Below are 26,416 nucleotides of genomic sequence, written 5' to 3' on the forward strand. Positions count from 1 at the left end.
GGCTCCCGCCTGTAGAGCGGAGCTTGCTCCGCTGCTCTTCGTTCGGTTCGTGGGGAAGGCCCCAGCGGAGCAAGCTCCGCTCTACAGACGGGCGGCCGCTCCGTCTGAGCAAGCCCTAGCTGGGCGCTCACCCCCTCGGGTGATGCTTCGCATGCAGCTGCTGCAGATGCTGGCGGGCGACCAGGGTGTAGATCTGGGTGGTGGACAGCGAGCTGTGGCCCAGCATCAGCTGCAGCGAGCGCAGGTCGGCGCCGCGGTTGAGCAGGTGGGTGGCGAAGCTGTGGCGCAGGCCGTGCGGGCTGACCCTGGCGGCGTCTATCCCGGCCAGGACCGCGTAGCGCTTCACCAGCCCCCAGAACGCCTGCCGGCTCAGCGGCTGGCCGGCCGCGTCGATGAACAGCGGCGTGCGGCCGTCGCCCCGCGCCGCGCCGCGCTTGCCCGCCAGCTGCGCGCGCGCGCCGTCGAGATAGCGCTGCAGCCAGTGCTGGGATTCCTCGCCCAGCGGCACCATCCGCTCCTTGCTGCCCTTGCCCAGCACGCGCAGCGCGCCCTGGCGCAGGTTGACGCCGGCGTCGGCCAGGCCGACCAGCTCGCTCACGCGCAGGCCGCAGGCGTACATCAGCTCCAGCATCGCGCGATCGCGCAGGCCCAGCGGGGTGTCCACGTCGGGCGCGGCCAGCAGCGCGTCGATCTGGCTCTCCGACAGCGCCTTGGGCAGGGCGCGCGGCAGCTTGGGTGGATCGAGCAGCGCGGTCGGGTCGTCCGCGCGTTCGCCACGTCGCACCAGCTGGCCGTAGAAGGCCCGCAGGCACGAGAGCAGGCGCGCGTTGCTGCGCGGCGAATAGCCCTGGCGCGTGCGCCAGGCCAGGTAGTCGAAGATCAGGGCACGATCGGCACTCGCCAGCACGTTGTCCGTGGCGGCCATCCCCAGCGTGGCGCTCGCTGGCGCGCGAGCCGGTGGCTCGCCAGCGCGCCAGCTCGCCCAGCGGGCGAAGCCCTGCAGATCGCGCCGGTAGCTGTCCAGGGTGGCGCGGGCCAGGCCGCCTTCGGCCCAGATGGCGTCGAGGAAACGGTCGATCTGGCGCTGGTCGGCATCGCCGCAGGGCGGCAGCTCGGCCACGCGCTGGCGGCGTTCGGCGGGGGTACTCATGCCGGCAAGGGTAGCGCCTGCCATCGAGGCGGCGGACCCGCCGCCAAGGGACACGGCGGTGCGCGCCGGCCCGGGCGCGCTCTATGCTGGCGGCCATGTCCGCCGAACCCGACGCCGCCCCGCTCGCCCTGCCCGCGCCCCGCCGCGCCTATGTCGGCCGGCGGCTGCTGGCGCTGTTCTACGACGCCTGGCCGGCGCTGGCGCTGTGGTTCGCGGTATCCGCGGCCTTCACCGCCGGGTACACCTATCTGGGCCACCACGCCGCACGGCAGAACATCGCCCCGTTCAGCGCCCTGCAGTGGCTGCTGTGGCTGTGCTGCTGGCTGGTGACCGGCCTGTACGCCACGCTGAGCTGGCGCCGCGGCGGCCAGACCCTGGGCATGCGCCCGTGGAAGATCGCGGTCGCCGGCGCCTCCACCGCGCGTCCGTCCTGGGGCGCGCTGTGGCTGCGCTACGGCGTGGGCACCCTGTCGCTGCTGTGCGGCGGCCTGGGCTTCTGGTGGGCCTGGATCGACCGCGAGCGCCTGACCTGGCATGACCGCGCCAGCGGCACGCGTTTGACACGGTTGTCGAGATCGCGAACGTGATCTAAGGCGCGCAGCAGATACGACGACATGCCGATACACGATCCAATCGAACCAACGTATCGCAGCCCGTGGCGCGCGAACCACCCCAGCGCCAGAAGCCCCCTGAGAGGATGGAAAGAGGCCGCTAGGCGAGTTTCACGAGTGGCTCATATTCTAAACCTTGATTTTTCCACTCACCACGCGCTCGACCACCGCCAGCCTCACCCTGTCCTCGGGAGAGTCGCTGTGATTCAGGAAACCCTCGATTCCGTGTTTCTGACCATTTCTGAAGTCCTGGAACGCATCCAGTATTCTTGCTTGATGAGTTTCCAGGTAGCGCTCATCTCTCAAAAAGACAGCTACGCAGTCATTCCATTGATCCATGTGCTGATTGCTGATATAGGATTCAAGAAGTACCGCGTCGATCTTGTTCCATTTTGCCCATTTAACCAGCGCGTTACCGCTATCTGGATAAAATCTCCAGCAGTCGACAGGATATCGGTGAAAATCGCCATTTGATGGCGCATTCAAATAGAATAAACCGTCCGGCTTCAGAATTCTCATCACCTCGAGAAAAACTAACCAAAACATTTCCGAATGCTCAAGGCAACTGCTGGAAACCACCACGTCGACAGAAGCATTCTCAAAAGGAAGGGAATACGGCGAATCCAAGACGATATCGACGCCGTCACCACTCGCGAAGTCCAAACCGATGTATTCGAACTGTGCAGGAGCAAGATCACGCAAACTCCCATTAAAGTTTCTCGATCCTATCTCAACAACTCTTGCATTCGGCCGACTTTTGAAAGGCTCTGAATAAGTGTCGAAGAAACGGCTGCCGTTTTGCATTGCGGTGGGGTGCATAATAAAAAGGCCTTCAATTCAAGGAGAACACGATCAATAGATCTTATCGGAAAGGCAAGCACTGGAGCGCTCTAGACAAAATCGCGGCTGGGGAAATCCATGCAATGGCGCCGGGCGAGGCTCCAACGAGTGCGCCCCTCTTGTGCACAGTTCCCGCCGAAACGCTGCCAGGTGCGTCACTGTTCGCACCCTTGCTGACAGCACCTGAGACACGAAGGCTGGCTTAAGCCCGCACGGCCAAGCGAAACCGCCCTGCGATCGCAGGCATGCTCATTAAGCAATCCGCTCAGGCACACCGCGCTCCTCGCACTCCCTAGCTGCTGCGCCGTCTGAACAGCCAGTACGAGATCACCAGCATCAGCACCGGCGTGGCGGTATACGCCAGGCGGTAATCCAGGCGCAGCGCCGTGCCCATGCGGCCGAACAGCAGCTGCAGCAGCCAGAACGCCAGCGCGAACATGATGCCCAGGAACAGGCGCTTGCCCATGCCGCCGCTGCGCAGGCTGCCGAAGGCGAACGGGATCGCCGCCAGGCACAGCGCCAGCACGTTGATCGGATAGAACCAGCGGCCCCAGTAGACCTCTTCGTAGTCGCGCGCATCCAGGCTGTTGCGGGTGCGGTAGTCGATGCTGCGCGACAGGTCGGCGGCGGACATGTAGCGCGGCTGCCCAAGCGTGGCCGCCAGCGCGGCCGGATCGAGCTTGGAGGGCCAGTTCTCCTGCGGCAGCTTGTCCTGCTGCACCGAGCGCGGCGCGAACGTGGTGCGCGTGACGTTCCTCAGCAGCCAGCTGTCGGTGACGTGCACCGCGTTGGCCGCGTGGGTGATCGAGGCCAGGCGGCCGTCGGCGTCGAGCTGATACAGGCGCACGTCCTGCAGTTGCAGCTGCGAATTGCCGTCGGCGCCGGCCACCAGATCGCCGGACTGGGCGTTGAGGAAGGTATCGCCCTCGCGCGCCCACAGCCCGGCGTACATGCCGCGCGCCACGTTGCCGAACTTGGCCGCCGCCTTGAGGTTGTCGGCCTGGGTCTGGCCCCAGGCGCCGGCGGTCTCCATGCACAGCACCATGCCGGCGGTGAGGATCGCCAGGGTCACCGCCACCGACAGGCTCAGCCGGCGCCGCGACAGGCCCAGCGCGCGCAGCGCGGTCAGCTCGGAGCTGGCGGCCAGCTGGCCCAGGCCCATCAGCGCGCCGATCACCGCGGCGGTCGGGAACAGCGTGTAGGCCCGGCGCGGCACCGTGTACAGGGTGAACACGATCGCGTGGCTAAAGGTGAAGTTGCCGCGCCCGACATCGCGCAGCTGGCCGGAGATGCCGTTGGTCACATCCAGGCCGAGCAGCACCGCCCAGACCAGCAGCACGGTGCCCAGCACCACCTTGCCCACGTACAGGTCGTGGATGCGCGGGGTGAACCTCATGCGCGCGCTCCCTTCGGGCGTGAGAGCCGGCCGTCACGCAGATAGGCCCAGACGCCCAGCGCCAGCAGCGGCAGGCTCAGCCACCACAGGCCCAGCGCGCCGGGCAGCTTGCCGTTGGCCAGCCACTGGCTGCCGTTGATCATCATCAGGAAGGCCACCAGGTAGCCGAGGAAGCCCAGCATCACCCGCCCGTAGCGCGACTGGCGCGGCGCGCTGCGCGCCAGCGGCAGGGTCAGCAGGGCGAAGGCCAGGCACAGCAGCGGCGGGGTGATGCGGGTCTGCAGCTGGGCGTTGGCCTCCGGCCGGGCATCGCCGAGCAGCTGGCTGGTCGGCAGCAGCTCGGGATCGTCCTGGGTCTTCTTGTCGCTGCCGTCGGGCAGGGCGACCTCGTTGCTGGCATAGCGCATCATGCGGTAGTCCTTGCCGTCGCCGGCCGGGCCTTCCACGCGGTAGCCGTCCTCCAGCTTCAAAAAGCGCGAGGTCTCGCCCTCGAAGTACATATGCCCGGTCTTGGCGGTGACCACGTCCAGGCGGTCGCCCTGCTGGCGCTGCATGAACACCTTGGACAGGCGCGTGCCGTCGCCGGACATGCCGTTGACGTAGACCACCCCGCCGTTGCTGAGCACGGTGAACTGACCCGGCTCCAGCCCGGCCAGGATCAGCGAGCGGTTGGCGTTGTCGATCATCGCCTGGCTGGTGCGCAGCGACAGCGGGCCGGCCCACAGCGAGACCGTGGCCACGATCGCCACGATCGGCACCACCAGCAGCAGCAGCGGGCGCAGCAGGCGCCGCGGGCCCACGCCGATCGAGGTCAGCACCGCCATTTCCGAGTCGCGGTACAGGCGGGCGATGGCCAGCATCAGGCCCAGCATCAGCGCCAGGGACAGGATCAGGGGCAGGAACTGCACCGTGGCCAGCCCCAGCTGCGACAGCAGCAGCCCGGCCGGCAGCTTGCCGTTGGCCACATCGCCCAGCACGTCGACCAGCAGGCCGCCCATGCTCACGATCAGCAGCACCATCAGCGCGGCCAGGAAGCTCTGGGTGAACTCGGAGAACAGGTAGCGGTCCAGCTTCGGCATCGGATGGGGTTGCCTTACAATTGCAGGTTCGAATGCCGGTGCGCGCACGCGCGGACCGAGTCGGCGCCGGGGCATCCAGCATCGCGGCGGCCGGCGATTGTACGTAACTGCTGGTGAAACCGACTCGACGGAAATTGCGCAATGGCCCTGGAATTCACCCTGAACCACGACACGCCCACCGCCGCCGCAGTGGATTGCGTGGTCGTGGGCGTCTATGCGGACAAGACCCTGAGCCCGTCGGCGGCCGCCATCGACGCCGCCAGCCAGGGCCGCCTGGCCGCGCTGGCCCAGCGCGGCGACGCCCCGGGCCGCAGCGGCAAGATCACCGCTCTCTACGACCTGCCCGGCGTGAAGGCCCCTCGCGTGCTGCTGGTCGGCCTGGGCGAGCCGGCCAAATTCAACGTGCCGACCTACCTGAAGGCGCTGACCGAGGCCGCCCGTGCGCTCAAGGACGGCCCGTCCGCCTCGGCCCTGGTGACCCTGACCGAGCTGGAGGTCCCCGGCCGCGACGCCGCCTGGGCGATCCGCCAGGCCGTGGCCGCCACCGAGCACGCCACCTACCGCTACACCGCCACGCTGGGCAAGAAGAAGCCCGACCCGCAGGCGCTGGCCCAGGTCGCCTTCCTCGGCAGCGACGACGACGCGCTGGCCCAGGGCATCGCCATCGCCAACGGCGTGAAGTTCACCCGCGAGCTGGGCAACCTGCCGCCGAACGTCTGCACCCCGGCCTACCTGGCCCAGCAGGCGCAGGACTTCGCCGCCCAGCATGACGGCGCCCAGGCCGAGATCCTGGACGACGCGGCGATGGAGGCCCAGGGCATGGGTTCGCTGCTGGCCGTGGCCCGCGGCTCGGCCAACCGCCCGCGCCTGATCGTGCTCAAGTGGAACGGCGCGGACGATGCGTCGGCCAAGCCCTACGTGCTGGTCGGCAAGGGCATCACCTTCGACACCGGCGGCGTCAACCTGAAGACCCAGGGCGGCATCGAGGAGATGAAGTACGACATGTGCGGCGGCGCCACGGTGCTGGGCACGTTCGTGGCGGCGGTCGGCCTGAAGCTGCCGCTGAACCTGGTCGTGGTGGTGCCGGCGGTGGAGAACGCCATCGATGGCAACGCCTATCGTCCCTCGGACGTCATCACCTCCATGTCCGGGCGCACCATCGAGGTCGGCAACACCGACGCCGAAGGCCGCCTGATCCTGTGCGACGCGCTGACCTACGCCGAGCGCTTCAAGCCCGAGGCCCTGGTCGACGTGGCCACGCTCACCGGCGCCTGCATGGTCGCGCTGGGCCGCCATGCCGCCGGCCTGATGAGCAAGCACGACGACCTGAGCGAGGAACTGCTCAGCGCCGGCGAGCACGTCTACGACCGCGCCTGGCGCCTGCCGCTGTGGGACGAGTACCAGTCCCAACTCGAGTCCACCTTCGCCGACGTCTACAACATCGGCGGCCGCTGGGGCGGCGCGATCACCGCCGGCTGCTTCCTGGCGCGCTTCACCGAAGGCCAGCGCTGGGCGCACCTGGACATCGCCGGCGTGGCCAACGACGAGGGCAAGCGCGGCATGGCCACCGGCCGCCCGGTGAACCTGCTGGCGCAGTGGCTGCTGGACCGCGCCTTTGGCACGGCCGGGAATTGAGAAACGGGAATCGGGAACGGTGAGACGCCCGAGTCCCGATCCGTCGCCGATGCGCGGCCACCTTGCCGCGCACCGCTCCTTCGATTGCCGATTCCCCACTCCCCATTCCCAGCCCACATGCGCGCCGACTTCTACCTGATCGCCAAGCCGCGCTTCCTCGAGGCGCCGCTGAACCTGGTCTGCGAACTGGCCAAGCGCGCCTACGCCTCCAACCAGCCCACCCTGATCCTGGCGCGCGACGCCGCCCAGGCCGAGGAACTGGACGAGCTGCTGTGGGCGTTCGAGGACGATGCCTACGTGCCGCACCAGATCGCCGGCACCGACGAGGACGACGACATCACCCCGGTGCTGATCGCCGCGCCGGAGCTGGACGCCGCGCCGCGCCCGCTGGTGATCAACCTGCGCGACGCCGCCTATGCCGGCGCCTGCGAGCGCGTGCTGGAGGTCGTCCCGGCCGATCCGGCCGCGCGCGAGCCGCTGCGCGAACGCTGGCGCCAGTACCAGGCGCGCGGGTTCGCGCTCAACAAGCACGATATGTGATGAGGCCCGGAGTCGGGATAGAGCATCGGGGATCCTGATCCCGCTTCACCGATCGCGGCCGACGCCGCCCCGCGCCTTGTCGATTCCCCATTTTTGATTGCCGATGTCCCGCCTATGACCACCCTCGCCTCCAGCTACGACCCGAAAGCCTTCGAAGCGCGCCTGTACGCGCAGTGGGAAGCCGACGGCGCGTTCAAGCCCTCCGGCACCGGCACGCCGTACACCATCCTGCTGCCGCCGCCCAACGTCACCGGCACGCTGCACATGGGCCATGCGTTCCAGCAGACGCTGATGGACGCGCTGATGCGCTACCACCGCATGTGCGGCTTCGATGCGCTGTGGCAGGTGGGCACCGACCATGCCGGCATCGCCACCGAGATGGTGGTCAGCCGCAACCTGGCGCTGGAGGGCAAGGGCGAAACGCGCGATTCGCTGGGCCGCGAGGGCTTCATCGCCAAGGTCTGGGAATGGAAGCAGCAGTCCGGCGACACCATCGAGCGCCAGATGCGCCGGCTCGGCACCTCGGCCGACTGGTCGCGCAGCACCTTCACCATGGATCCGCAGCCCTCGGCGGCGGTGACCGAGGCCTTCGTGCGCTGGTACGAGCAGGGCCTGATCTACCGCGGCCAGCGCCTGGTCAACTGGGACCCGGTGCTGAAGACGGCGATCTCCGACCTGGAGGTGGAGAACGTCGAGGAAGATGGCTTCCTGTGGTCGATCCGCTATCCGCTGGCCGATGGCGCCACCTACGAGCACGTCGAAGTGGATGCCGACGGCCAGGAGACCCTGCGCGAGTTCCGCGACTACCTGGTGGTGGCCACCACGCGCCCGGAGACCATGCTCGGCGACACGGCGGTGATGATCCATCCGGAGGATCCGCGCTACGCCGGGCTGATCGGCAAGGCGGTGGCGTTGCCGCTGAGTCAGCGCACGATCCCGGTGATCGGCGACAACTACGTCGATCGCGACTTCGGCACCGGCGTGGTCAAGGTGACCCCGGCGCACGACTTCAACGACTACCAGGTCGGCGTGCGCCACGAGCTGCCGATGATCAACCTGTTCACGCCCACCGCCGCGCTCAACGAGAACGCGCCGCACAAGTACCAGGGCCTGGACCGCTACGCCGCGCGCAAGGCGGTGCTGGCCGACCTGGAGGCACTCGGCCTGCTGGTGGAGACCAAGCCGCACAAGCTGCAGGTGCCGCGCGGCGACCGCACCGGCCAGGTGATCGAGCCCTACCTGACCGACCAGTGGTTCGTGAAGATGGACGGGCTGGCCAAGCGCGGCCTGGAACTGGTCGAATCGGGCCAGATCCGCTTCGTCCCGCCGAACTGGATCAACACCTATCGCCACTGGATGGAGAACATCCAGGACTGGTGCATCAGCCGCCAGCTGTGGTGGGGCCATCGCATCCCGGCCTGGTTCGACGCGGCCGGCAAGTACTACGTGGGCCGCGACGAGGCGCAGGTGCGCGCCGAGCACGGCCTGGGCGACGAGGTGGTGCTGACCCAGGACAGCGACGTGCTGGAGACCTGGTTCTCCTCGCAGCTGTGGCCGTTCTCCACGCTGGGCTGGCCGCAAGAGCAGGCGATGGAGCAGCGCGGCTTCGATCGCTACCTGCCCTCGGACGTGCTGGTCACGGGCTTCGACATCATCTTCTTCTGGGTGGCGCGCATGGTCATGGCCACCGACAGCTTCACCGGCAAGATCCCGTTCCGCGATGTCTACATGACCGGCCTGATCCGCGACGCGCAGGGCCAGAAGATGTCCAAGTCCAAGGGCAACGTGCTCGACCCGCTGGACATCATCGACGGCATCGCGCTGGAGGATCTGGTCGCCAAGCGCACCAGCGGGCTGATGCAGCCGCGCCTGGCCGAGAAGATCGAGAAGGCCACGCGCAAGGAGTTCCCCGACGGCATCGCCGCCCACGGCGCCGACGCGCTGCGCTTCACCATCGCCGCGCTGGCCACGCACGGGCGCGACATCAAGTTCGACCTGGGCCGCGCCGAGGGCTACAAGAACTTCTGCAACAAGCTGTGGAACGCCACGCGCTTCGTGCTGATGAACACCGAGGGCGCGCGGTTCGCCGGCGCCCCGCAGCCGGTCACAGACGCGGAAAAGTGGATCCTGGCCGGCCTGGCGCGCGTGTCCGACGAGGCCGCCGAGCACTTCGCCAGCTACCGCTTCGACCTGCTGGCGCAGTGCCTGTACGAGTTCGCCTGGAACCAGTTCTGCGACTGGTTCGTCGAGCTGGCCAAGCCTGCGCTGAGCGGCGCGGCCGACGCGGCCGCCGCCGACAGCACCCGCCACACCCTGCTCTATGTGCTCGAGCAGCTGCTGCGCCTGCTGCATCCGCTGGCGCCGTTCGTCACCGAGGAGCTGTGGCAGCAGGTCGCCCCGCGTGTGGGCGTGGCCGGCCGCAGCATCTCGCTGCAGGCCTACCCCACCGCGCAAGCGCTGAACGTGGCCGACTACGCCGGTGCCGAGGCCGACGTGGAATGGCTCAAGGCCATCATCAGCGCCCTGCGCCGCGTGCGCAGCGAGCTGCAGGTCTCCCCGGGCAAGAGCGTGCGCCTGCTGCTGCAGGCCGGCGACGCGCAGGACCGTGCGCGCGTGGCGCGCTTCGACTCGCAGCTGCGCTTCCTGCTCAGGCTCGAGGCGATCGACTGGCTGGACGGCGGCGATGCGCCGGCCTCGGCCGCCGCGGTGGTGGGCGAGCTGCGCCTGCTGGTGCCGCTGGAGGGCCTGGTCGACCTGGACGCCGAGCGCGCGCGCCTGGACAAGGAGATCGCCCGGGTCGCCGGCGAGCGCGAGAAGAGCGAAGCCAAGCTGGCCAAGTTCAGCGACAAGGTGCCGGCGGCGGTGATCGAACAGGAGCGCGTGCGCCTTGCCGACTGGACCGCGCAGCTGACGGCCCTGCAGGAGCAGCGCGCCAAGCTGTAATCCTGCGGTGGCGCCTTGCGGGAGCTTGGTGCGGGCCTGCCAGCTGCTTGAGGTGAGCCTGCTGATTGCTTGATGCGAGGCTGCTGATCGCTCGAGGTGAGGCTGGTGGTAGCTTGGTGGGAGCCGGCATGCCGGCGATGAGGCGCTACCGGGAAAGCCGTATCGCCGGCATGCCGGCTCCCACCCAGCCTCACCTCACCCAGCCTCACTCCCATCCCCGATTCAGGCCTGCCCATGCCGCTGAGCGTCTTCTGCCTGGTGCTGTTCGCCGCGCTGATGCACGCGGGCTGGAACGCGCTCGTCAAGGGCGCGCCGGACAAGCTGCTGACCACGGTGCTGGTGTCCGGCTTCGCCGCGCTGATCGCGGCCTGCGCCCTGCCCTTCCTGCCCGCACCTGCCGCGGCGAGCTGGCCGTTCCTGATGGTGTCGCCGCTGCTGCAGGCGCTGTACTTCGCCCTGGTGGCGCGCTGCTACCAGGTGGCCGACATGAGCCAGGCCTATCCACTGATGCGCGGCGCCGCTCCGCTGCTGGTGGCCGTCGTCGGCGCGCTGTGGCTGGGCGAGCAGCTCGCACCGCTCGCCTGGCTGGGCATCGCCGTGGTGTGCGCCGGCGTGCTGGCGATGGCGCTGGGCAGCGGCCGCCTGCACCACGCCGCTCTGCCCCTGCTCAATGCCGCGGTGATCGCCGGCTACACGCTGCTGGATGCCGCCGGCGCGCGGCGTTCCGGCCATGCCCTGAGCTATACGCTGTGGCTGTTCGCGCTGACCTCCCTGCCGCTGCTGGCGTGGGCGCTGCTGGCGCGGCGCGCGGCGTTTCTCGCCTACCTGCGCGGCAACGCCGCGCGCGGCCTGGCCGGCGGCGTGGGCACGCTGCTGTCCTACAGTCTGGCGCTGTGGGCGATGACCCGCGCGCCGGTCGCGCTGGTGGCGGCCCTGCGCGAAAGCGCGATCGTGTTCGGCCTGGGCATCTCGGTGCTGCTGCTCAAGGAGCGGCCGCCGCGGGCGCGTTTGCTCGCTGCGGGGGTGATCGCCCTGGGTGTGGCGGTGCTGCGGCTGGCTTGAGCCAGCCGGCATGGCGTCAAGGATTTTGTGGGAGCAACGGTCTCTCAGATCGAGTCGCAGCCGCCTTGTAGAGCGGAGCTTGTGGCAATCCCCTCTTGGGGGCTCCGCTGAGGCTTCCCGACGATCCGGCCGGAACGCAGCGGAGCAAGCTCCGCTCTACAGGCGGGGCCGCCCTTGGGGCCTTGTTGGCCAATGACGGCGATGGGCTTTACCGGTAGAGCCTCATCGCCGCCATGGCGGCTCCCACGAAGCATTTCTGCTTTCGATCAGCCGCGCTACACGAGGCAGCGCCCTACAGCGGCGGCATGCGGTCAATCTCGCCGTCGATCAGTTCGATCGCCATGACGATGGCGTCCTCGCGCCCGTCCTTGGCCGGGTAGTAGCGCGGGCGGCGGCCGATCTCGTTGAAGCCTTCGCTGTGGTACAGCGCGATGGCATGCGGATTGGACGGGCGCACCTCGAGGAACACCCGCTCGGCACGGCGCTCGCGCGCGCCCTGCACCAGCGCGCGCAGCAGCTGGCGGCCCAGGCCGCGGCCCTGGCGCTCGGGCGCCACGCAGACATTGAGGATGTGCGCCTCGTCGGCGGCCAGGCTGATCACGCCGTAGCCGATCGTCAGCCCGTGTTCGACCAGCAGCCAGGCCGGATAGCCGGCCAGCAGACAGTCGCGGAAGATGCCGCGCGTCCACGGAAAGGGGTAGGCGCGCTGCTCGATCGCCATGACCGCGTCCAGGTCCGCCTCGCGCATCGGCCGCAGGCTGGCGGCACCGCCGGCGTCGGACTGGACCGCGCTCATGGCAGGCGCTTGCGGCGCAGCGCGCGCAGCTGCGGCCACAGCGCGCGCTTGGCCGCCGCGTTGCCGCGCAGGCTCGCGCTGTCGGGCCAGGCGGCCATGATCGCCGCGGCCTCGGGCGTATTGGGGTTCAGGCCGGAGGCGCGCAGCAGCTCGATCCGCAGCCGGTCCGGCAGCAGCGAGCCGCGCGGCGGCGCACGGCGCGGCGCGGCCGGCGCGCTGTCGGTGGCTGCGGCAGGCGGCGGACGGCGCGGCGGCGCGGAGGGCGCAGGCGGCGCGGGCGGCCGGCGCACCGGCGCGGCCAGAGCGTCCAAGGCCGGCGCTTCCGCCGCGGCCAGCTGGCCCGGCACCCACACGGTGTGGCCGAGCGCACGCAGCCAGGCGTGCTGCTCACCGGTCCACAGCGGGCTGCCGGCTTCGCTCACGCCGCCGGCTCCCGGCGCCCCCGGCGCTGCAGGGCCCACATCACCGGGCCGGACAGCGCGTACAGCACGCCGATCACGCACAGCGTGCGCGGCAGGTCGATCACCAGCACCGCGATCACCACCGGCACCAGCACCACCAGCAGGAACGGGATCCGGTCGGCCTTGGCGCCGCCCTTGCCGCTGCCCTTGAAGCTCCAGAAGCGGATGCGGCTGACCATCAGCAGCGCCGCCACGATGGTCACGCCCAGCGCGACATAGCGCAGCTGCTCGCCGGTCCATTCCAGCTTGCCGTCGGCGAAGGCCCAGACGAAGGACATCATCAGACCGGCCGCCGCCGGGCTGGCCAGGCCGACGAACCAGCGCTTGTCCACCGTGCCGACCTGGGTATTGAACCGCGCCAGGCGCAGCGCCGCGCAGGCCGCGTAGAGGAAGGCCACCGCCCAGCCGACCCGGCCGATGATCTCCCCGTCCAGCTTCAGCGCCGACAGCGACCAGTGGTACATCACCAGGGCCGGGGCCATGCCGAAGCTGACCAGATCGGCCAGCGAGTCGTACTGCACGCCGAACTCGCTGCTGGTGCCGGTCAGGCGGGCCACGCGGCCGTCCACGCCGTCCATCAGCGCGGCGACGAAGACCGCGATCGCGGCGGACACGAATTCGCCATTGGACGCGGCGATGATCGCGTAGAAGCCGGAAAACAGCCCGGCGGTGGTGAACAGGTTCGGCAGCAGATACATGCCGCGCGCACGGGTGGGCTGGGGAAGCGGGTCCATTCCCACAGTTTAGCGTTGCCAGCGGCCCTCACGCCGTCATGCCGGCGCTTGCCAGTGCGGGCCCGGGGTGCTGCAATCGCCGCCATTCCGCCCGCTGTGCCATCCCGGAGCCTGCCATGCGCCTGTCCACCTGCCTGATCCTGTCGGCCCTGCTGGCGGCGCCGCTGGCCAACGCCCAGAGCATGTACCAGTGGAAGGACGCCCAGGGCGTGACCCACTACTCCGACGTGCCGCCGCCCAAGAGCAATCTGCAGGGCCGGCAGATCAACCCGGCCGACGCGATGGCGCGCGGCGAGGCCACGGCCAGCGCCAAGGAGGCCCCGGCCGAGAACGCGCAGTGCACGACCGCGCGCCTGAACCAGCGCATCCTGTCCAACAACGCCCCGGTGCGCCAAGCCGGCGCCGACGGCAAGCCGGGCGCGCTGCTGACCGACAGCGAGCGTGCCAGCCAGCGCGAGCTGGCCGAAGCGGCGGTCAAGGCCTACTGCACGCCGAGCGCCGCCAAGGCCGAGGGCAGCACCCGCCCGCCGGGCGCCTGAGCGACGATGCGGGTCGTCTGGGCGGTCCTGGCGCTGCTGCTGCTCGGCGGCGGCCTGGCCTGGTGGTTCGGCCACCCGGCGCGTCACGTCACCAAGGACGCGCAGGCGCAGGGCGAGCCGCGGCCTTCGCTGTACCGCTGGCACGACGCCGACGGCGTGCTGCACATCACCGACCGCCCGCCCCCGGCCGGCACCGCCTACGAGCGCATCCCGCTGGACCGCGATAGCGCCCGCTAGGGCCTGTCCTCCATCCCCGGGCCGGTCGCGCCCAGCCGACCGGCGCGCGTGGCGCGCAGCTGGCAAAATGGCGGCTTTCCGCCAGCGATACCTCCACGATGCGCCTGTCGCAGTTCCACCTCCGCACCACCAAGGAAACCCCCAACGACGCCGAGCTGGTCAGCCACCAGCTGATGCTGCGCGCCGGCATGATCCGCAAGCTGGCCTCGGGCCTGTACACCTGGTCGCCGCTGGGCCTGCGCGTGCTGCGCAAGGTCGAGGCGATCGTGCGCGAGGAAATGAACCGCGCCGGCGCGATCGAGCTGCTGATGCCGACCATCCAGCCGCGCGAGCTGTGGGAGGAGTCCGGGCGCTGGGCCAAGTTCGGCCCGCAGCTGCTGAAGATCAAGGACCGCAAGGAGCAGGAGTTCTGCTACGCGCCCACCGCCGAGGAAGTGATCACCGACTTCGCGCGCAACGAGCTGTCCAGCTACAAGCAGCTGCCGGTGAACTTCTACCAGATCCAGACCAAGTTCCGCGACGAGATCCGGCCGCGCTTCGGCGTGATGCGCTCGCGCGAGTTCCTGATGAAGGATGCGTACTCCTTCCATCTGCACGCCGATGATCTGGTGCGCGAGTACCGCAACATGCATGCGGCCTATACGCGCATCTTCACCCGGCTGGGGCTGGAGTTCCGCGCGGTGCTGGCCGATTCCGGCGCCATCGGCGGCGATGCCTCGCAGGAATTCCACGTGCTGGCCGGCTCGGGCGAGGACGCGCTGGCCTTCTCCACCGCCTCCGATTACGCGGCCAACGTGGAGGCCGCCATCGCGGCCGAGCCCGCGCCGCGCCCGGCGCCCGGCGAAGCCCTGCGCCGCGTCGAGACGCCCACGCAGAAGACCTGCGAGGACGTGGCCGCGCTGCTGGGCATCGCGCTGCAGCGCACGGTCAAGTCGATCGCCACCATGAGCGAGGACGGCTTCGTGCTGGCGCTGGTGCGCGGCGACCACGAGGTCAACGAGATCAAGCTGGGCAAGGTCGCCGGCATGGCCGGCTACCGCATGGCCACCGAGGCCGAGATCCTGGAGCACCTCGGCAGCCAGCCCGGCTTCCTCGGACCCGTAAAGCCGGCCAAGGCCATCCGCGTGATCGCCGACCGCGAGGTCGCCGCGCTGGCCGACTTCGTCGTCGGCGCCAACGAGGCCGGCTTCCACATCGCCGGGGTCAACTGGGGCCGCGACCTGCCCGAGCCCGATGCGGTGGCCGACATCCGCAACGTGGTCGAAGGCGACCTGGCCGCCGACGGCGGGCAGATCAAGCTCGCGCGCGGCATCGAGGTCGGCCACATCTTCCAGCTCGGCAAGCAGTACGCCCAGGCCCTGGGGGCCACCGTGCTGGACGAGACCGGCAAGGCCGCGGTGATGTCGATGGGCTGCTACGGCATCGGCGTCTCGCGCATCGTGGCCGCGGCGATCGAGCAGAACCACGACGCCAACGGCATCATCTGGCCGAGCGCGATGGCGCCGTGGCAGGTGGCCGTGTGCATGATCAACCCGAAGGGCGATGCCGCGGTGACCGAGGCGGCGCAATCGCTGCTGGGCGAGCTGCAGGCGGCCGGCCTGGATGCGGTGCTCGACGACCGCGGCCTGCGCCCGGGCGCGATGTTCGCCGACATCGAGCTGATCGGCATCCCGCATCGTGTGGTGGTGTCCGAACGCGGCGTGGCCGCCGGCACCTTCGAATACCGCGCGCGCCGCGCCGAGGCGGCCGAGAACCTGGACAAGGCCGCCCTGTTCGAGCGCCTGCGCGCGGGCTGATCGGCGCGGGAATCTCCCGCCATGGAATCGACAAAGCCGGCGCATGCCGGCTTTGTCATATTGGCGAATAATAAAAAACATTTGTCATCGATAACCCGATTGGATTAGGATCGGTCCGCTTTCGCCAAGGATGGGCATGGTTATCCCTTCCCTTTCCGGAGTTATTCGATGTCGATTGATCTGTCCGGCCTGTCGGCCAAAGAACTGGCCTCGCTGATTACCCAGGCCCAGAAACGCCAGACCGTGATCTCCAAGCGCACGCCCATCACCAAGGTCCGTGCCCGCATCCTGAAGTTCGCCAAGGCCGAGGGTTACTCGATCGAGGAACTGTTCGGCGGCGGCAGCGCCGCGCCGACCCGCGGCAAGGCCGCCAAGAAATCCCCGACCGCCGGCCGCAAGCTGGGCAAGGTCGCGCCGAAATACCGGAACCCGGCCAACAGCAAGGAAACCTGGACCGGTCGCGGCAAGCAGCCGCGCTGGCTGGCCGCGCTGGTCGCCAGCGGCAAGAAGGTCGAGGATTTCCTGATCAAGTCCGGCAAGAAATAATCCGGCTCTCCTCGCACAAACAAAAACGCCGGCATTGCCGGCGTTTTTGTTTTCACGCGCAATCAAATCGAAGTGCTAGAGCGCCTTGCGCGCCGAGATCAGCAGGTTGCCGAACAGCAGGCCGGCCACCAGCGCCATCAGGATCTGCAGCACCACCAGCAGGGTCGAATCCGGGCTGTTGGCCCCGCTGGCCAGATTCATCAGCACGCGCAGGCTGGCGCTGCCCGGCACCAACATGATGATGCCGGGCAGCCGGATCAGCGCACCGGGCCGGTTGTAATAACGCGCGAATGCATTGCCCAGCGCCGTCATCACCAGCGCCGACAGGAACAGGCCGACCTCGCTGCCCCAGGCCTTGCCGGCGTAACGCGAAATCAGATATCCGCAGATCGCCGCCCCCATCGCCCAGGGGTAATCGCGCCGATGCGCCTTGAACAGCACCGCGAAGGCGAAGGCGCTGATCACCAGCGCGCCCCATTCCACCCAGTCCGGCTGCGGCCGCAGCGCGCGCACCTCCGGATAGAGGCCAAGCAGCTGGGCCAGGGTGACGGCGATGATGCTGCCCACGGCCAGCTTGATCACCGTGGTGACCGCGCCGGCGAAGCGCGCCGTGCCCGACACCCAGTGCTGGCTGGTGAGCTCGTTGAAGGCGTTGGTCAGGCTCATGCCGGGCAGCAGCACGACCAGCGCGGTGATGATCACCGAGTTGAGGTTGAGCGGGCCGACCAGATTGGAGATCAGGATGGCCACCAGGCCGGCCACCAGCGAGGCGATGGCATCGCTGGCCTCGCGCAGCTGCGGGCGACGGTCGGTCAGCTGCGAGAGCACGCCGATCAGCAGGCCGATCAGCGTGGCGGTGGCGATGTCCAGCCACGGCAGCCGCCACAGCCCGGCCACGCCGCCGGCGGCCAGCCCGTAGGCCAGGATCTGCATCAGGCGGAAACCGCGCGTGGGCAGCTGGTCCAGCGCGCGCAGCGCGGCATGGCCCTCGGCCAGGCTCATCTGTCCGCCGGCCACCGCGTCGGCGATGCGGTCGGCTTCACTGAGCTTGTAGAGATCGTTCTCGCCCGGGGCCAGGCGGATCACGCGGGTCGTGTCGCTGGCCCCCAGCGCGCGCTTGGGATCGCTGAAGCTCAGGATCATGCCGGTCGGGTTGGACCAGGGCTCGCAGTCCAGCCCCAGCTGCGCCGACAGGGCCAGGATGCTGCCCTCCAGGCGCTGGGCCGTGGTGCCGTAGCGATGCAGGCGCGCGGCGATCTCGCAGACAAAGGCGATGCGCTGGGCGTAGGTGGCGGGCGCGGGGGGACGGGACATCGACACGGCTTCGGGAGTTGACGCCTAGTGTAGGCGGGGGCGCGCGTTCTCCTACACTGATGGGCTGCTCCTTTCGCGACCGCGTGCCCATGCCGCTCCCCTGCTCCCTATGAACATCGGCCTGGGCGAAGCCATGGCCCTGGGCAGCGCGGCGACCTGGGCGTTCGGGGTGATCCTGGCCCGGCAGCTGGGCCGCACCCTGCCGCCGCCGACGCTGAACCTGTTCAAGAACGGCCTGGTGCTGCTGGCGCTGACCCCGCTGGCGCTGGCCTCCACCCATGGCCAGCTGCCCAGCCTGAGCGTCGGCGCGCTGCTGCTGACGCTGGTCAGCGGGATCATGGGCATCGCCGTGGCCGATACGCTGTACTTCCGCGCGCTCAACGAGCTCGGCGCCGGGCGCATGGGCGTGGTCGGCAATCTCTACAGCCCGCTGGTGCTGCTGATGGGCTATGCCTTCCTGGGCGAGCGGCTGGGCCCGTGGCAGTGGCTGGGCTTCGCGCTGGTGGCCGGCGGTGTGCTGCTGATCGCGCGGCCTACGGGCACCTGGCAGACCCGGCCGGCGCATGCGCTGCGCGGGGTGCTGATCGGCGCGGCCTCGATCGCGCTGATGGCGGTGTCGATCGTGATGCTCAAGCGCGTGCTGGAGGCGCACTCGCTGCTGTGGATCACCCTGCTGCGCCTGCTCGGCGCGGTGGCCGGCCTGCTGGCACTGGCGGCGTGGCCGCGCACGCGCGCGCATTTCCGCTTCGACCCCGAACCGGTGCCGTGGGGCCGGCTGGTGCTGGCCGCGCTGTGCGGACAGGGCCTGTCGATGGTGCTGTGGCTGGGCGGCTACAAGTACGCGCCGGCGGCGGTGGCGGCGATCCTCAACGAGTCGGCCTCTGTCTTTCTGGTCATCCTGGGCGCGCTGTGGCTGCGCGAACCGCTAGGCCGCCGGGCCCTGGTCGGCGTGACCCTGACCTTCACCGGCATAGCCTGTATGCTCGCCGCCAGACCGCCATGACCACGCCCGCCCCGACACAGCCCGAGGTCCGCATCGACCCGGCCGAGCCCACGCGGGCCCGGTTGCTGGGCAACTGGACGCTGGCCTGCGCCCTGGATGTGGGCCGCCAGCTCACCGCCATCCCCGCGGACGCGCAGACGCTGGACGCCACCGGGGTGTCGCGGCTGGATTCGGCCGGCGTGCTGGCGCTGCTGCGCTACGCCAGCCGCAACAAGCTGCCGCTGGAGAACCTGCTGTTCCGCCAGGACCACCAGGCGCTGGTGTCCAGCATCGAGGACGTGGTCGACGACCGGCCCCGCAAGAAGCGCGACTACGGCTTCCTGGCCGCGCTGGCGCGCCTGGGCTACCAGGTCCAGCAGAACGGCCGGGCGATCATGGCCTTGGTCAGCTTCACCGGCGAGAACCTGGTCAAGCTGATGCGCATCGTGCACGAGCCGCACCGCCTGCGCCTGACCTCCACCGTGCACCACATGGAGCAGGTCGGCCTGGACGCGGTGCCGCTGGTGGCGCTGCTGTCCTATCTGGTCGGCGCGGTGATCGCCTTCCTCGGCTCGACGATCCTGCGCGACTTCGGCGCGCAGATCTATGTGGTCGAGCTGGTCTCGATCGCCACCCTGCGCGAGCTGGCGCCGCTGATGACCGCGATCGTGGTGGCCGGCCGCACCGCCAGCTCGTTCACCGCCCAGATCGGCGCGATGAAGAGCCGCGAGGAGGTCGATGCGATCCGCACGCTGGGCCTGGACCCGATCGACCTGCTGGTGATCCCGCGCCTGCTCGCGCTGCTGTTCACCCTGCCGCTGCTGACCTTCGTGGCGATGATGGCCGGCCTGGCCGGCGGCGTGACGGTCGGCGCCTTCGACCTCAACATCCCGCCGCAGATGTATCTGGCGCGCCTGCACGACACGATCGAACTGCGGCACATGCTGGTCGGCCTGGTGAAGGTGCCGGTGTTCGCCATGGTGATCGGCCTGATCGGCTGCCTGGAAGGCCTGCAGGTGCAGGGCACGGCGCAGTCGGTGGGCGAGCGCACCACCTCCAGCGTGGTGCAGACGATCTCGCTGGTGATCGTGATCGACGCCTTCGCCGCGCTGTGGTTCATGCAGGTGGGCTGGTGAACGCGCTCGCCGCCACGCCCGCGCCTGACGATGCACAGCAGGACGGACAGGACGAGACCGACGCGGTGATCCGCGTGCGCGGGCTGGTCAACCGCTTCGGCGCGCAGACCGTGCACGACGGGCTGGACCTGACCGTGCGGCGCGGCGAGATCATCGGCATCGTCGGCGGCTCTGGCACCGGCAAGTCGGTGCTGATGCGCAGCATCCTGGGGCTGCAGATCCCCGAGGCCGGCCAGATCGAGGTGCTGGGCGAGGACGCGCGCCATGGCGGCCGCGCCGCGCGCCAGCGCATCGAGCGCAATACGGGGGTGCTGTTCCAGGACGGCGCGCTGTTCTCCTCGCTGACCGTGGGCGAGAACGTGCAGGTGCCGCTGAAGGAGCACCACCCCGAGCTGCCCGAGACCTTCCGCTACGAACTGGCCCTGCTGAAGGTGAAGCTGGCCGGCCTGCCGGCCGACACGGTCAACAAGCTGCCCTCGCAGCTGTCCGGCGGCATGCGCAAGCGCGCCGGCATCGCCCGCGCGCTGGCGCTGGACCCGCCGCTGCTGTTCCTGGACGAGCCCACCGCCGGGCTGGACCCGATCGGTGCGGCCGCGTTCGACACGCTGATCAAGACCCTGCAGGAAGCGCTGGGCCTGACCGTCTTCATCATCACCCACGACCTGGACACCCTGTACGCTATCTGCGACCGCGTGGCGGTGCTGGCGGACAAGCAGGTGGTGGTCAATGCACCGCTGTCCGAGGTCGAGCAGTTCGATCACCCGTGGGTGCAGGAATATTTCCACGGGCCACGGGCCCGGGCCGCGCGCGATGCGCGTTAACGACTAGCGGAGCACCGGATTTGGAGACCAAGGCCAATTACGTCCTGATCGGCGCCTTCACCATCATCGTCGGCATCGGCCTGCTGCTGTTCGGGCTGTGGGCGGCCAAGTATTCGTCCGAGCGCAGCTTCCAGGCCTACCAGGTGGTGTTCCGCGAGGCCGTCACCGGCCTGAGCGTGGGCAGCCCGGTGCAGTACAACGGCATCGCGGTCGGTTCGATCACCAAGCTGTCGCTGGCGCCCAATGACCCCAGCCAGGTCATCGCCCAGCTGCGCCTGGATTCGAGCACCCCGGTCAAGACCGACACCACCGCCAAGCTGGCCATCACCAGCCTGACCGGCCCATCGATCATCCAGCTCAGCGGCGGCTCTCCGCAGTCGCGCGCGCTGACCGAGGTGGACAAGCGCGACGTGCCGGTGATCCGCACCAGCCCCTCGGCGCTGCAGAACATCACCGACACGGCCAACCGCATCGTCGAGAAACTCGATCAGGTACTCAGCGACAAGAACGTGGCGGCCATCTCCTCCACGCTGCAGAACCTGCAGTCGATCAGCGGCGACATCGCCAACCGCGAGGCCGGCGTGCAGGCGCTGCTGGTGTCCGCGCGCGACGCGGCGCAGAACCTGGACCGCACCCTGACCACCGCCAACGGCACCCTCAGCGACCTAGACCGCCACGTCGTGCAGCAGCTGCCGGCCACGCTGGCCAAGCTGGATGCCGCCCTGGCCAAGCTCGACTCGGCCGCCGGCAACGCCGACGCGATCCTGGGCGAGAACCGCCAGGCCATCAACAGCTTCGCCAACGACGGCCTGGGCCAGCTCGGGCCCACGCTGGGCGAGCTGCGCGGCCTGATCCGCGACCTGCGCCAGGTCAGCGACCGGCTGGAAGGCAACCCCGCGCGCTACCTGCTTGGCCGCGACGCACCCAAGGAGTTCGAACCCAAATGAAGGCGCCGCTGCTGTTTTTGATGCTGGCCTCGACCCTGGCCCTGGCGGGCTGCTCGTCCCTGCTGGGCGGCGGCGCGCGCACGCCGACCACCATCTACGCACCGCCCGTGCAGGTGACGCCCGACCCGGCCTGGCCGGCAGGTGGCGGCCTCGATCGTGGTGACCAAGCCGACCGCGCCGCGCCTGCTCGACAGCGCACGCATCGCGGTGCGCCCGAGCCCCGACGAGCTGCAGGTCTACAAGGGTGCGTCCTGGGCGCAGAGTGCGACCAGCATGCTGGAGGACGCGGTGCTGCGCACGTTCGAGGACAGCGGCAAGACCGGCGGCGTCGGCAGCGCCGAATCCGGCATCCACGGCACCTACAAGCTGCTGCTGGACGTGCGCCGCTTCGAATCGGACTACGCCGGCGGCGCCACGCCGGCGGCCACGCTGGTGGTCAATGCCAAGCTGGTGCGCAACCTCGACCAGAGCGTGCTCGCCTCGCGCACCTTCAGCGTCGCCCAGCCGGCCGCCGGCACGGACATCGCCCAGGTGGTGCCGGCCTTCGACCAGGCGCTGGTGCAGCTGACCGGTCAGATCGTCGGCTGGACGCTGACCACCGCCGCCGCGCAGCCGGCCACGCCGCCGCGCGCCTCCCCGTAGATCCGCTGAACGCGCGTGCCGCGTCCGGCCAGGGCTTCAGCGCCGTAGCGGCTCGATGTGGCGGAAGGTGAGGTTGAGGCGCGGCCCCACCGGCTTGGCGGTGCGCGGCAGCGCATGCTGCCAGTCGCGCTGGCAGACCCCACGCATCACCAGCAAGCTGCCCGGCGCGAGCACCAGCGTCTGCTTGACCGCGTGGTCGTCGCGCCGGCGCAGCACGAAGCGCCGCGCCGCGCCGAGGCTGAGCGAGGCGATCACCGGCTCGGCCCCCAGCTCCGGCTCGTCGTCGCTGTGCCAGCCCATCGCATCGCGCCCATCCCGGTACAGGTTGGCCAGCACACTGTTGAACGGCACCCCCAGTTCCTCGCGCAGGCGATCGCGCAGCGCCGCCAGCGCCTGCGTCCACGGATGCGGCGCGAAGGTCTGCCCCGAATACCGATACACCGCCTGCGGATCGCCGATCCAGCAGCTCAGCCGCGGCGAATCCACCCAGCGCCCGAACAGACGGATGCGGTGGATGGACCAGGGCAGAGTTTCGGTCAGCTGCTGCTGCAAGGCCTGCGCGTCCTCGGGAGCGAGCCAGTGCGTGTGCAGTGCCAGCAGCGCGTCGTTGCGTGTCATCCCAAGCCTGCGGGTGCCTGCCGGCGTCGATTCTGGGATCATTTGAGCATGCCGAGTCCGCATTCTCCACGCCTGCGCAGGTTGCTGTTCACGACCGCGCGTGCGGTGTTCCGCCTGATGCCGATGTCGCAGGCGCAGCGCGATCGCGTTCGCAATCGGCTGTTGCAGCGCTTCCACGGCTGGCTGCCGCCCGCGCCGCGTGGGCGACAGGATGTGAGGCTTTCATCACGTCGGCCGACGGTGCGCGCGGTGCGGGCGGCGATCGGCTATCAGCCGCCTCAGGCGCCCGTGCCGCTGCCGTCGCCGCTGCCGGCGCGCGTGATCGCCTTCTATCTGCCGCAGTTCCATCCGATCCCGGAGAACGACGCCTGGTGGGGCGAGGGTTTCACCGAATGGCGCAACGTGACCCAGGCGCTGCCGCAATTCGAGGGACATCAGCAGCCGCGGCTTCCCTCGGATCTGGGCTTCTACGATCTGCGCGATGTCGACACGCTGCGCCGGCAGGCCGCGCTGGCGCGCGAGCACGGCGTCGAGGGCTTCTGCGCTTATTTCTATTGGTTCGGCGGCAAGCGTTTGCTCGAGACGCCGCTGCAACGCTGGCTGGAAACGCCGGACCTGGCGCTGCCCCTGTGCCTGTGCTGGGCCAACGAGCGCTGGGCGCGCAACTGGGACGGCCGCAGCGGCGTGACGCTGATCGATCAGCAGCACAGCGAAACCGACGACTTGGCCTTCATCACCCATATTGCCCGGTACCTGCGCGATCCGCGCTATCTGCGCGTGGACGGCAAGCCGCTGCTGCTGGTCTATCGCCCTGGCCTGTTGCCCGATGCCGCGGCCACCGCCGCGCGCTGGCGCCGGTGGTGTCAGGAGCACGGCGTCGGCGAGCTGCATCTGGCCTATGTCCAGGGATTCGAGCGGCCGGTGCCCAACAGCATCGGCTTCGATGCGGCGATCGAGTTTCCGCCCAATCTGGCCACCCCGCCCGACCTGACGGCGCGGCAGCGTCTGATCAATCCCGAGTACGGCGGCAGCGCGCTGGACTGGCGCGCGTTGGCGCAGGAGGTCGTGGCGCGCCCCGATCCGGGCTATCCCCGTTACCCCGCGGTCAACCCCGGTTGGGACAACGAGCCGCGGCGCGCCGGCCATGGGCGCAGCTATCTGCATGCTTCGCCGCGTGGCTATCGCGACTGGCTGCGCGCCACGATCGCGCAGCGCCTGCCCTCCGATCGCCGCGATGAACGCCTGGTGTTCGTCAACGCGTGGAACGAATGGGCCGAGGGCGCCGTGCTGGAGCCGGATATCCGCCTGGGCCACGCCTGGCTCAATGCCACGCGCAACGCGCTGCTGCCGGTGCCCGCGCCGGATCGACGCCCGCACGTGGTGGTGCACGCGTGGTACCTGGAGGCCGTGCCGGACCTCGTGGCCTCGCTGCGCGCCTCCGACCTGGCGTGGCGCGCCATCTTCACCACCTCGCCGGAGAAGGCCGATGCGCTGCGCGACCTACTCGCGGACTGCGGCCTGGATTGGGAGGTCGCCGCCTATGAGAACCGGGGCCGCGACGTGCTGCCCTTCCTGCATGTCGCCGATCGCCTGCTCGAGGCCGGCGTGGCATGGGTGCTGAAACTGCACACCAAACAATCCGTGCACCGCGACAACGGCGCGCAGTGGCGGCGGGAACTGGTGGAGCGCCTGGCCGGCCAGCGCGCTGTCGCGCTGCTGGAACACGCACACCAGACGCCAGACCTGGGCCTGATCGCACCCGAAGGCCACGTGCTGCCGCTGGAGCGGTTCATGGGCGCCAATGCGGATGCGCTGGACTTTCTGGAAGTGCGCTGCGGGCTGCCTTCCATCGCGCCGACTGCAACGGTCTTTCCTTCCGGCAGCATGTACTGGGTACGACTGGAGGCATTGCGCCCGCTGCTGGACGCGCATCTGTCGCCCGAGGACTTCGAGCCCGAGCAAGGCCAGATCGACGGCACCCTCGCGCACGCCATCGAGCGCGCGCTCCTGCATGTCGTCCATGCGTCGGGACACGTGCATCGCACCGCGGCCGCGGTGCTGGGCCTGCCCGAGAACGGCGACGGCGACTACGCGTTCGCCCGATCCGCTTAGGCGGCAGCCAGACGCGCGCCGGTCTTCTCCGCGACCTCCTCGCGGCTCACCCCTTCGGCCAGCTCCACCAGCTTCAGGCCCTCGGCGGTGACGTCGAACACGCCCAGGTCGGTGATGATGCGGTCGACCACGGCCACGCCGGTCAGGGGCAGGTCGCAGTCGGGCAGCAGCTTGTGGCTGCCGTCCTTGGCCACGTGCTCCATGAGCACCACCACGCGCTTGACGCCGGCGACCAGGTCCATCGCCCCGCCCATGCCCTTGACCATCTTGCCGGGCACCATCCAGTTGGCCAGGTCGCCCCGCTCGCTGACCTGCATCGCGCCCAGGATCGCAAGATCGATATGGCCGCCGCGGATCATCGCGAACGAGTCGTGGCTGCCGAAGAAGCTGGCGCCCGGCCGTGCGGTCACGGTCTGCTTGCCGGCGTTGATCAGGTCGGCGTCCACCTCGTCCTCGCTCGGGAATGGGCCGATGCCCAGCAGGCCGTTCTCCGACTGCAGCCACACGTCCACGCCCTCGGGAATGTAGTTGGCCACCAGCGTCGGCAGGCCGATGCCGAGGTTGACGTACATGCCGTCGGCCAGCTCCTGCGCGGCGCGCGCGGCCATCTGTTCGCGGGTCCAGGCCATCACTTGTCTCCTGCGGCACGCACGGTGCGTTGCTCGATGCGCTTCTCCGGATGCGCGTTGAGGACCAGGCGATCGACATAGATGCCCGGCAGATGCACCTGGTCGGGATCGAAGCTGCCGACCTCGACGATCTCCTCGACCTCGGCCACGCACACCTGCCCGGCCATGGCGCAGGCCGGGTTGAAGTTGCGCGCGGTCTTGCGGAACAGCAGGTTGCCGGCGGTGTCGGCCTTCCACGCCTTGATCAGGGCCACATCGGCGCGCAGCGCGGTCTCCAGCACGTAGTGCTTGCCGTCGAACTCGCGCGTCTCCTTGCCCTGCGCGATCACCGTGCCGTAGCCAGTGGTGGTGAAGAAGGCCGGGATGCCCGCGCCGCCGGCGCGCAGGCGCTCGGCCAGCGTGCCCTGCGGGTTGAACTCCAGCTCCAGCTCGCCGGACAGGAACTGCCGCTCGAACTCCTTGTTCTCGCCCACGTAGGACGAAATCATCTTGCGGATCTGGCGCGTTGCCAGCAGCTGGCCCAGGCCGAAGCCGTCGACGCCGGCGTTGTTGGAGATCACGGTGAGGTTGCGCACGCCGGTGTCGCGCAGCGCGGCGATCAGCGCCTCGGGGATACCGCACAGGCCGAAGCCGCCGACCGCCAGGGTCTGGCCGTCCGCCACCACGCCATCGAGCGCCGCCTGCGCGCTTGCATGGACCTTGCCGCGCGTCGGGCGCGCTGAAGGCGTCGAGATCATCATTGTATCCACCTGTGAAGTGGACTGGAATTCTAGCGCCGGGCCCCGGCGGTTCCCGTTGCACTTTGGTCCGATGGCACCACGCGTCCTTTCCTTCTCGCCCGTTACACTCC

24 protein-coding genes and 2 pseudogenes are annotated in these 26,416 nt (G+C 69.5%); 15 read left to right on the forward strand and 11 right to left on the reverse strand.

What is annotated here, in order from left to right:
- Nucleotides 1–127: 127 nt before the first annotated feature.
- A complete protein-coding gene (gene xerD / locus ACFJIT_RS13530; RefSeq protein WP_379653891.1) occupies nt 128–1,150 on the reverse strand; it encodes a site-specific tyrosine recombinase XerD in 1,023 nt (340 codons plus the stop codon).
- 95 nt (nt 1,151–1,245) lie between these two features.
- Here xerD and ACFJIT_RS13535 point away from each other — a divergent pair, with 95 nt between their 5' ends.
- Nucleotides 1,246–1,737 carry an RDD family protein gene (locus tag ACFJIT_RS13535; protein WP_379653892.1) on the forward strand — a complete coding sequence of 164 codons (492 nt, stop codon included), beginning with the start codon at nt 1,246–1,248 and terminating at the stop codon, nt 1,735–1,737.
- A gap of 153 nt (nt 1,738–1,890) precedes the next feature.
- Here ACFJIT_RS13535 and ACFJIT_RS13540 read toward each other — a convergent pair whose 3' ends face one another.
- The 3 genes from ACFJIT_RS13540 to lptF form a co-directional block, all read right to left on the reverse strand.
- Nucleotides 1,891–2,580, reverse strand: coding sequence for a methyltransferase domain-containing protein (locus ACFJIT_RS13540; protein ID WP_379653893.1), 690 nt, complete (start codon nt 2,578–2,580; stop codon nt 1,891–1,893).
- 313 nt (nt 2,581–2,893) lie between these two features.
- Nucleotides 2,894–3,997, reverse strand: a complete 1,104-nt coding sequence (gene lptG, locus ACFJIT_RS13545) for an LPS export ABC transporter permease LptG (protein ID WP_379653894.1) — start codon at nt 3,995–3,997, stop codon at nt 2,894–2,896.
- Nucleotides 3,994–5,076 carry an LPS export ABC transporter permease LptF gene (gene lptF / locus ACFJIT_RS13550; protein WP_379653895.1) on the reverse strand — a complete coding sequence of 361 codons (1,083 nt, stop codon included), beginning with the start codon at nt 5,074–5,076 and terminating at the stop codon, nt 3,994–3,996. The genes lptG and lptF overlap by 4 nt, the downstream gene beginning before the upstream one ends.
- 141 nt (nt 5,077–5,217) lie before the next feature.
- On the opposite strand from lptF, the gene ACFJIT_RS13555 reads away from it, so the two are divergent.
- From ACFJIT_RS13555 to ACFJIT_RS13570, 4 genes are all read left to right on the forward strand, one after another.
- Nucleotides 5,218–6,711, forward strand: coding sequence for a leucyl aminopeptidase (locus tag ACFJIT_RS13555; protein ID WP_379653896.1), 1,494 nt, complete (start codon nt 5,218–5,220; stop codon nt 6,709–6,711).
- 117 nt (nt 6,712–6,828) lie between these two features.
- Complete coding sequence (locus tag ACFJIT_RS13560) at nt 6,829–7,251, forward strand: DNA polymerase III subunit chi (RefSeq protein WP_130523125.1); 423 nt, start codon at nt 6,829–6,831, stop codon at nt 7,249–7,251.
- Nucleotides 7,252–7,365: 114 nt separating this feature from the next.
- Entirely contained in the window at nt 7,366–10,194 is a 2,829-nt protein-coding gene (locus tag ACFJIT_RS13565; protein ID WP_379653897.1) for a valine--tRNA ligase, read from the forward strand.
- Nucleotides 10,195–10,428: 234 nt separating this feature from the next.
- Nucleotides 10,429–11,256 carry an EamA family transporter gene (locus ACFJIT_RS13570; protein WP_379653898.1) on the forward strand — a complete coding sequence of 276 codons (828 nt, stop codon included), beginning with the start codon at nt 10,429–10,431 and terminating at the stop codon, nt 11,254–11,256.
- 292 nt (nt 11,257–11,548) lie between these two features.
- On the opposite strand, the gene rimI is transcribed toward ACFJIT_RS13570, so the two are convergent.
- The 3 genes from rimI to pssA are packed head-to-tail and all read right to left on the reverse strand — an operon-like array spanning nt 11,549 to nt 13,247.
- Nucleotides 11,549–12,052 (reverse strand): ribosomal protein S18-alanine N-acetyltransferase, encoded by a 504-nt coding sequence (gene rimI, locus ACFJIT_RS13575; protein ID WP_130515324.1) that lies wholly within the window; start codon nt 12,050–12,052, stop codon nt 11,549–11,551.
- Complete coding sequence (locus ACFJIT_RS13580) at nt 12,049–12,474, reverse strand: alanine acetyltransferase (protein WP_379653899.1); 426 nt, start codon at nt 12,472–12,474, stop codon at nt 12,049–12,051. The genes rimI and ACFJIT_RS13580 overlap by 4 nt, the downstream gene beginning before the upstream one ends.
- Nucleotides 12,471–13,247 (reverse strand): CDP-diacylglycerol--serine O-phosphatidyltransferase, encoded by a 777-nt coding sequence (pssA, locus tag ACFJIT_RS13585; RefSeq protein ID WP_286576565.1) that lies wholly within the window; start codon nt 13,245–13,247, stop codon nt 12,471–12,473. Before pssA ends, ACFJIT_RS13580 begins: the two co-directional genes overlap by 4 nt.
- A 116-nt stretch (nt 13,248–13,363) precedes the next feature.
- Between pssA and ACFJIT_RS13590 the strand changes: the two genes are divergently transcribed.
- From ACFJIT_RS13590 to ACFJIT_RS13605, 4 genes and pseudogenes are all read left to right on the forward strand, one after another.
- Nucleotides 13,364–13,786, forward strand: coding sequence for a DUF4124 domain-containing protein (locus ACFJIT_RS13590; protein WP_130530627.1), 423 nt, complete (start codon nt 13,364–13,366; stop codon nt 13,784–13,786).
- A gap of 6 nt (nt 13,787–13,792) precedes the next feature.
- On the forward strand, nt 13,793–14,023 hold the full coding sequence (locus tag ACFJIT_RS13595) for a DUF4124 domain-containing protein (protein WP_379653900.1): 231 nt from the start codon (nt 13,793–13,795) through the stop codon (nt 14,021–14,023).
- Between the two features lie 98 nt (nt 14,024–14,121).
- Entirely contained in the window at nt 14,122–15,819 is a 1,698-nt protein-coding gene (locus tag ACFJIT_RS13600; RefSeq protein WP_131658493.1) for a proline--tRNA ligase, read from the forward strand.
- 168 nt (nt 15,820–15,987) lie between these two features.
- A pseudogene (locus tag ACFJIT_RS13605) lies at nt 15,988–16,347 on the forward strand (H-NS family nucleoid-associated regulatory protein); the annotation flags it as partial.
- Nucleotides 16,348–16,440: 93 nt separating this feature from the next.
- On the opposite strand, the gene ACFJIT_RS13610 reads toward ACFJIT_RS13605, so the two are convergent.
- The gene (locus tag ACFJIT_RS13610) at nt 16,441–17,679 is read right to left on the reverse strand and encodes a threonine/serine exporter ThrE family protein (RefSeq protein ID WP_130515310.1); all 1,239 of its coding nucleotides are present in this window, start codon (nt 17,677–17,679) and stop codon (nt 16,441–16,443) included.
- Between the two features lie 109 nt (nt 17,680–17,788).
- Between ACFJIT_RS13610 and ACFJIT_RS13615 the strand changes: the two genes are divergently transcribed.
- The 5 genes and pseudogenes from ACFJIT_RS13615 to ACFJIT_RS13635 all read left to right on the forward strand — a co-directional run bounded on the left by ACFJIT_RS13615 (nt 17,789) and on the right by ACFJIT_RS13635 (nt 22,207).
- On the forward strand, nt 17,789–18,682 hold the full coding sequence (locus ACFJIT_RS13615) for a DMT family transporter (protein ID WP_379653901.1): 894 nt from the start codon (nt 17,789–17,791) through the stop codon (nt 18,680–18,682).
- On the forward strand, nt 18,679–19,797 hold the full coding sequence (locus tag ACFJIT_RS13620) for an MlaE family lipid ABC transporter permease subunit (RefSeq protein ID WP_379653902.1): 1,119 nt from the start codon (nt 18,679–18,681) through the stop codon (nt 19,795–19,797). Before ACFJIT_RS13615 ends, ACFJIT_RS13620 begins: the two co-directional genes overlap by 4 nt.
- Nucleotides 19,798–19,862: 65 nt before the next feature.
- Nucleotides 19,863–20,618, forward strand: a complete 756-nt coding sequence (locus ACFJIT_RS13625; protein ID WP_130531012.1) for an ABC transporter ATP-binding protein — start codon at nt 19,863–19,865, stop codon at nt 20,616–20,618.
- Between the two features lie 20 nt (nt 20,619–20,638).
- Nucleotides 20,639–21,565 (forward strand): MlaD family protein, encoded by a 927-nt coding sequence (locus ACFJIT_RS13630; RefSeq protein ID WP_130515304.1) that lies wholly within the window; start codon nt 20,639–20,641, stop codon nt 21,563–21,565.
- Nucleotides 21,562–22,207, forward strand: a pseudogene (locus tag ACFJIT_RS13635) (ABC-type transport auxiliary lipoprotein family protein). The gene ACFJIT_RS13630 and the pseudogene ACFJIT_RS13635 overlap by 4 nt, the downstream one beginning before the upstream one ends.
- Nucleotides 22,208–22,243: 36 nt before the next feature.
- On the opposite strand, the gene ACFJIT_RS13640 reads toward ACFJIT_RS13635, so the two are convergent.
- Nucleotides 22,244–22,825, reverse strand: a complete 582-nt coding sequence (locus ACFJIT_RS13640; protein ID WP_379653903.1) for an alpha-ketoglutarate-dependent dioxygenase AlkB family protein — start codon at nt 22,823–22,825, stop codon at nt 22,244–22,246.
- Nucleotides 22,826–22,867: 42 nt separating this feature from the next.
- Here ACFJIT_RS13640 and ACFJIT_RS13645 point away from each other — a divergent pair, with 42 nt between their 5' ends.
- Nucleotides 22,868–24,937 (forward strand): glycoside hydrolase family 99-like domain-containing protein, encoded by a 2,070-nt coding sequence (locus tag ACFJIT_RS13645; RefSeq protein ID WP_379653904.1) that lies wholly within the window; start codon nt 22,868–22,870, stop codon nt 24,935–24,937.
- On the opposite strand, the gene ACFJIT_RS13650 is transcribed toward ACFJIT_RS13645, so the two are convergent.
- Both ACFJIT_RS13650 and ACFJIT_RS13655 read right to left on the reverse strand, forming a co-directional pair.
- Nucleotides 24,934–25,566, reverse strand: coding sequence for a CoA transferase subunit B (locus ACFJIT_RS13650; RefSeq protein ID WP_379653905.1), 633 nt, complete (start codon nt 25,564–25,566; stop codon nt 24,934–24,936). The genes ACFJIT_RS13645 and ACFJIT_RS13650 overlap by 4 nt on opposite strands.
- A complete protein-coding gene (locus ACFJIT_RS13655) occupies nt 25,566–26,303 on the reverse strand; it encodes a CoA transferase subunit A (protein WP_379653906.1) in 738 nt (245 codons plus the stop codon). The genes ACFJIT_RS13650 and ACFJIT_RS13655 overlap by 1 nt, the downstream gene beginning before the upstream one ends.
- Between the last annotated feature and the right edge of the window lie 113 nt (nt 26,304–26,416).

The sequence above is a fragment of the Pseudoxanthomonas sp. UC19_8 genome (assembly GCF_042700505.1).
GTDB lineage: Bacteria > Pseudomonadota > Gammaproteobacteria > Xanthomonadales > Xanthomonadaceae > Pseudoxanthomonas_A > Pseudoxanthomonas_A winnipegensis.

Coding starts and splice junctions, on each gene's coding strand:
- ACFJIT_RS13535 (WP_379653892.1), top strand. CDS start 1,246: ATGTCCGCCGAACCCGACGCCGCCCCGCTCGCCCTGCCCGCGCCCCGC.
- ACFJIT_RS13590 (WP_130530627.1), top strand. CDS start 13,364: ATGCGCCTGTCCACCTGCCTGATCCTGTCGGCCCTGCTGGCGGCGCCG.
- ACFJIT_RS13655 (WP_379653906.1), bottom strand. CDS start 26,303: ATGATCTCGACGCCTTCAGCGCGCCCGACGCGCGGCAAGGTCCATGCA.
- ACFJIT_RS13565 (WP_379653897.1), top strand. CDS start 7,366: ATGACCACCCTCGCCTCCAGCTACGACCCGAAAGCCTTCGAAGCGCGC.
- ACFJIT_RS13595 (WP_379653900.1), top strand. CDS start 13,793: ATGCGGGTCGTCTGGGCGGTCCTGGCGCTGCTGCTGCTCGGCGGCGGC.
- xerD (WP_379653891.1), bottom strand. CDS start 1,150: ATGAGTACCCCCGCCGAACGCCGCCAGCGCGTGGCCGAGCTGCCGCCC.
- ACFJIT_RS13610 (WP_130515310.1), bottom strand. CDS start 17,679: ATGTCCCGTCCCCCCGCGCCCGCCACCTACGCCCAGCGCATCGCCTTT.
- lptG (WP_379653894.1), bottom strand. CDS start 3,997: ATGAGGTTCACCCCGCGCATCCACGACCTGTACGTGGGCAAGGTGGTG.
- ACFJIT_RS13640 (WP_379653903.1), bottom strand. CDS start 22,825: ATGACACGCAACGACGCGCTGCTGGCACTGCACACGCACTGGCTCGCT.
- ACFJIT_RS13540 (WP_379653893.1), bottom strand. CDS start 2,580: ATGCACCCCACCGCAATGCAAAACGGCAGCCGTTTCTTCGACACTTAT.
- ACFJIT_RS13555 (WP_379653896.1), top strand. CDS start 5,218: ATGGCCCTGGAATTCACCCTGAACCACGACACGCCCACCGCCGCCGCA.
- ACFJIT_RS13600 (WP_131658493.1), top strand. CDS start 14,122: ATGCGCCTGTCGCAGTTCCACCTCCGCACCACCAAGGAAACCCCCAAC.
- lptF (WP_379653895.1), bottom strand. CDS start 5,076: ATGCCGAAGCTGGACCGCTACCTGTTCTCCGAGTTCACCCAGAGCTTC.
- ACFJIT_RS13570 (WP_379653898.1), top strand. CDS start 10,429: ATGCCGCTGAGCGTCTTCTGCCTGGTGCTGTTCGCCGCGCTGATGCAC.
- ACFJIT_RS13620 (WP_379653902.1), top strand. CDS start 18,679: ATGACCACGCCCGCCCCGACACAGCCCGAGGTCCGCATCGACCCGGCC.
- rimI (WP_130515324.1), bottom strand. CDS start 12,052: ATGAGCGCGGTCCAGTCCGACGCCGGCGGTGCCGCCAGCCTGCGGCCG.
- pssA (WP_286576565.1), bottom strand. CDS start 13,247: ATGGACCCGCTTCCCCAGCCCACCCGTGCGCGCGGCATGTATCTGCTG.
- ACFJIT_RS13615 (WP_379653901.1), top strand. CDS start 17,789: ATGAACATCGGCCTGGGCGAAGCCATGGCCCTGGGCAGCGCGGCGACC.
- ACFJIT_RS13650 (WP_379653905.1), bottom strand. CDS start 25,566: ATGGCCTGGACCCGCGAACAGATGGCCGCGCGCGCCGCGCAGGAGCTG.
- ACFJIT_RS13560 (WP_130523125.1), top strand. CDS start 6,829: ATGCGCGCCGACTTCTACCTGATCGCCAAGCCGCGCTTCCTCGAGGCG.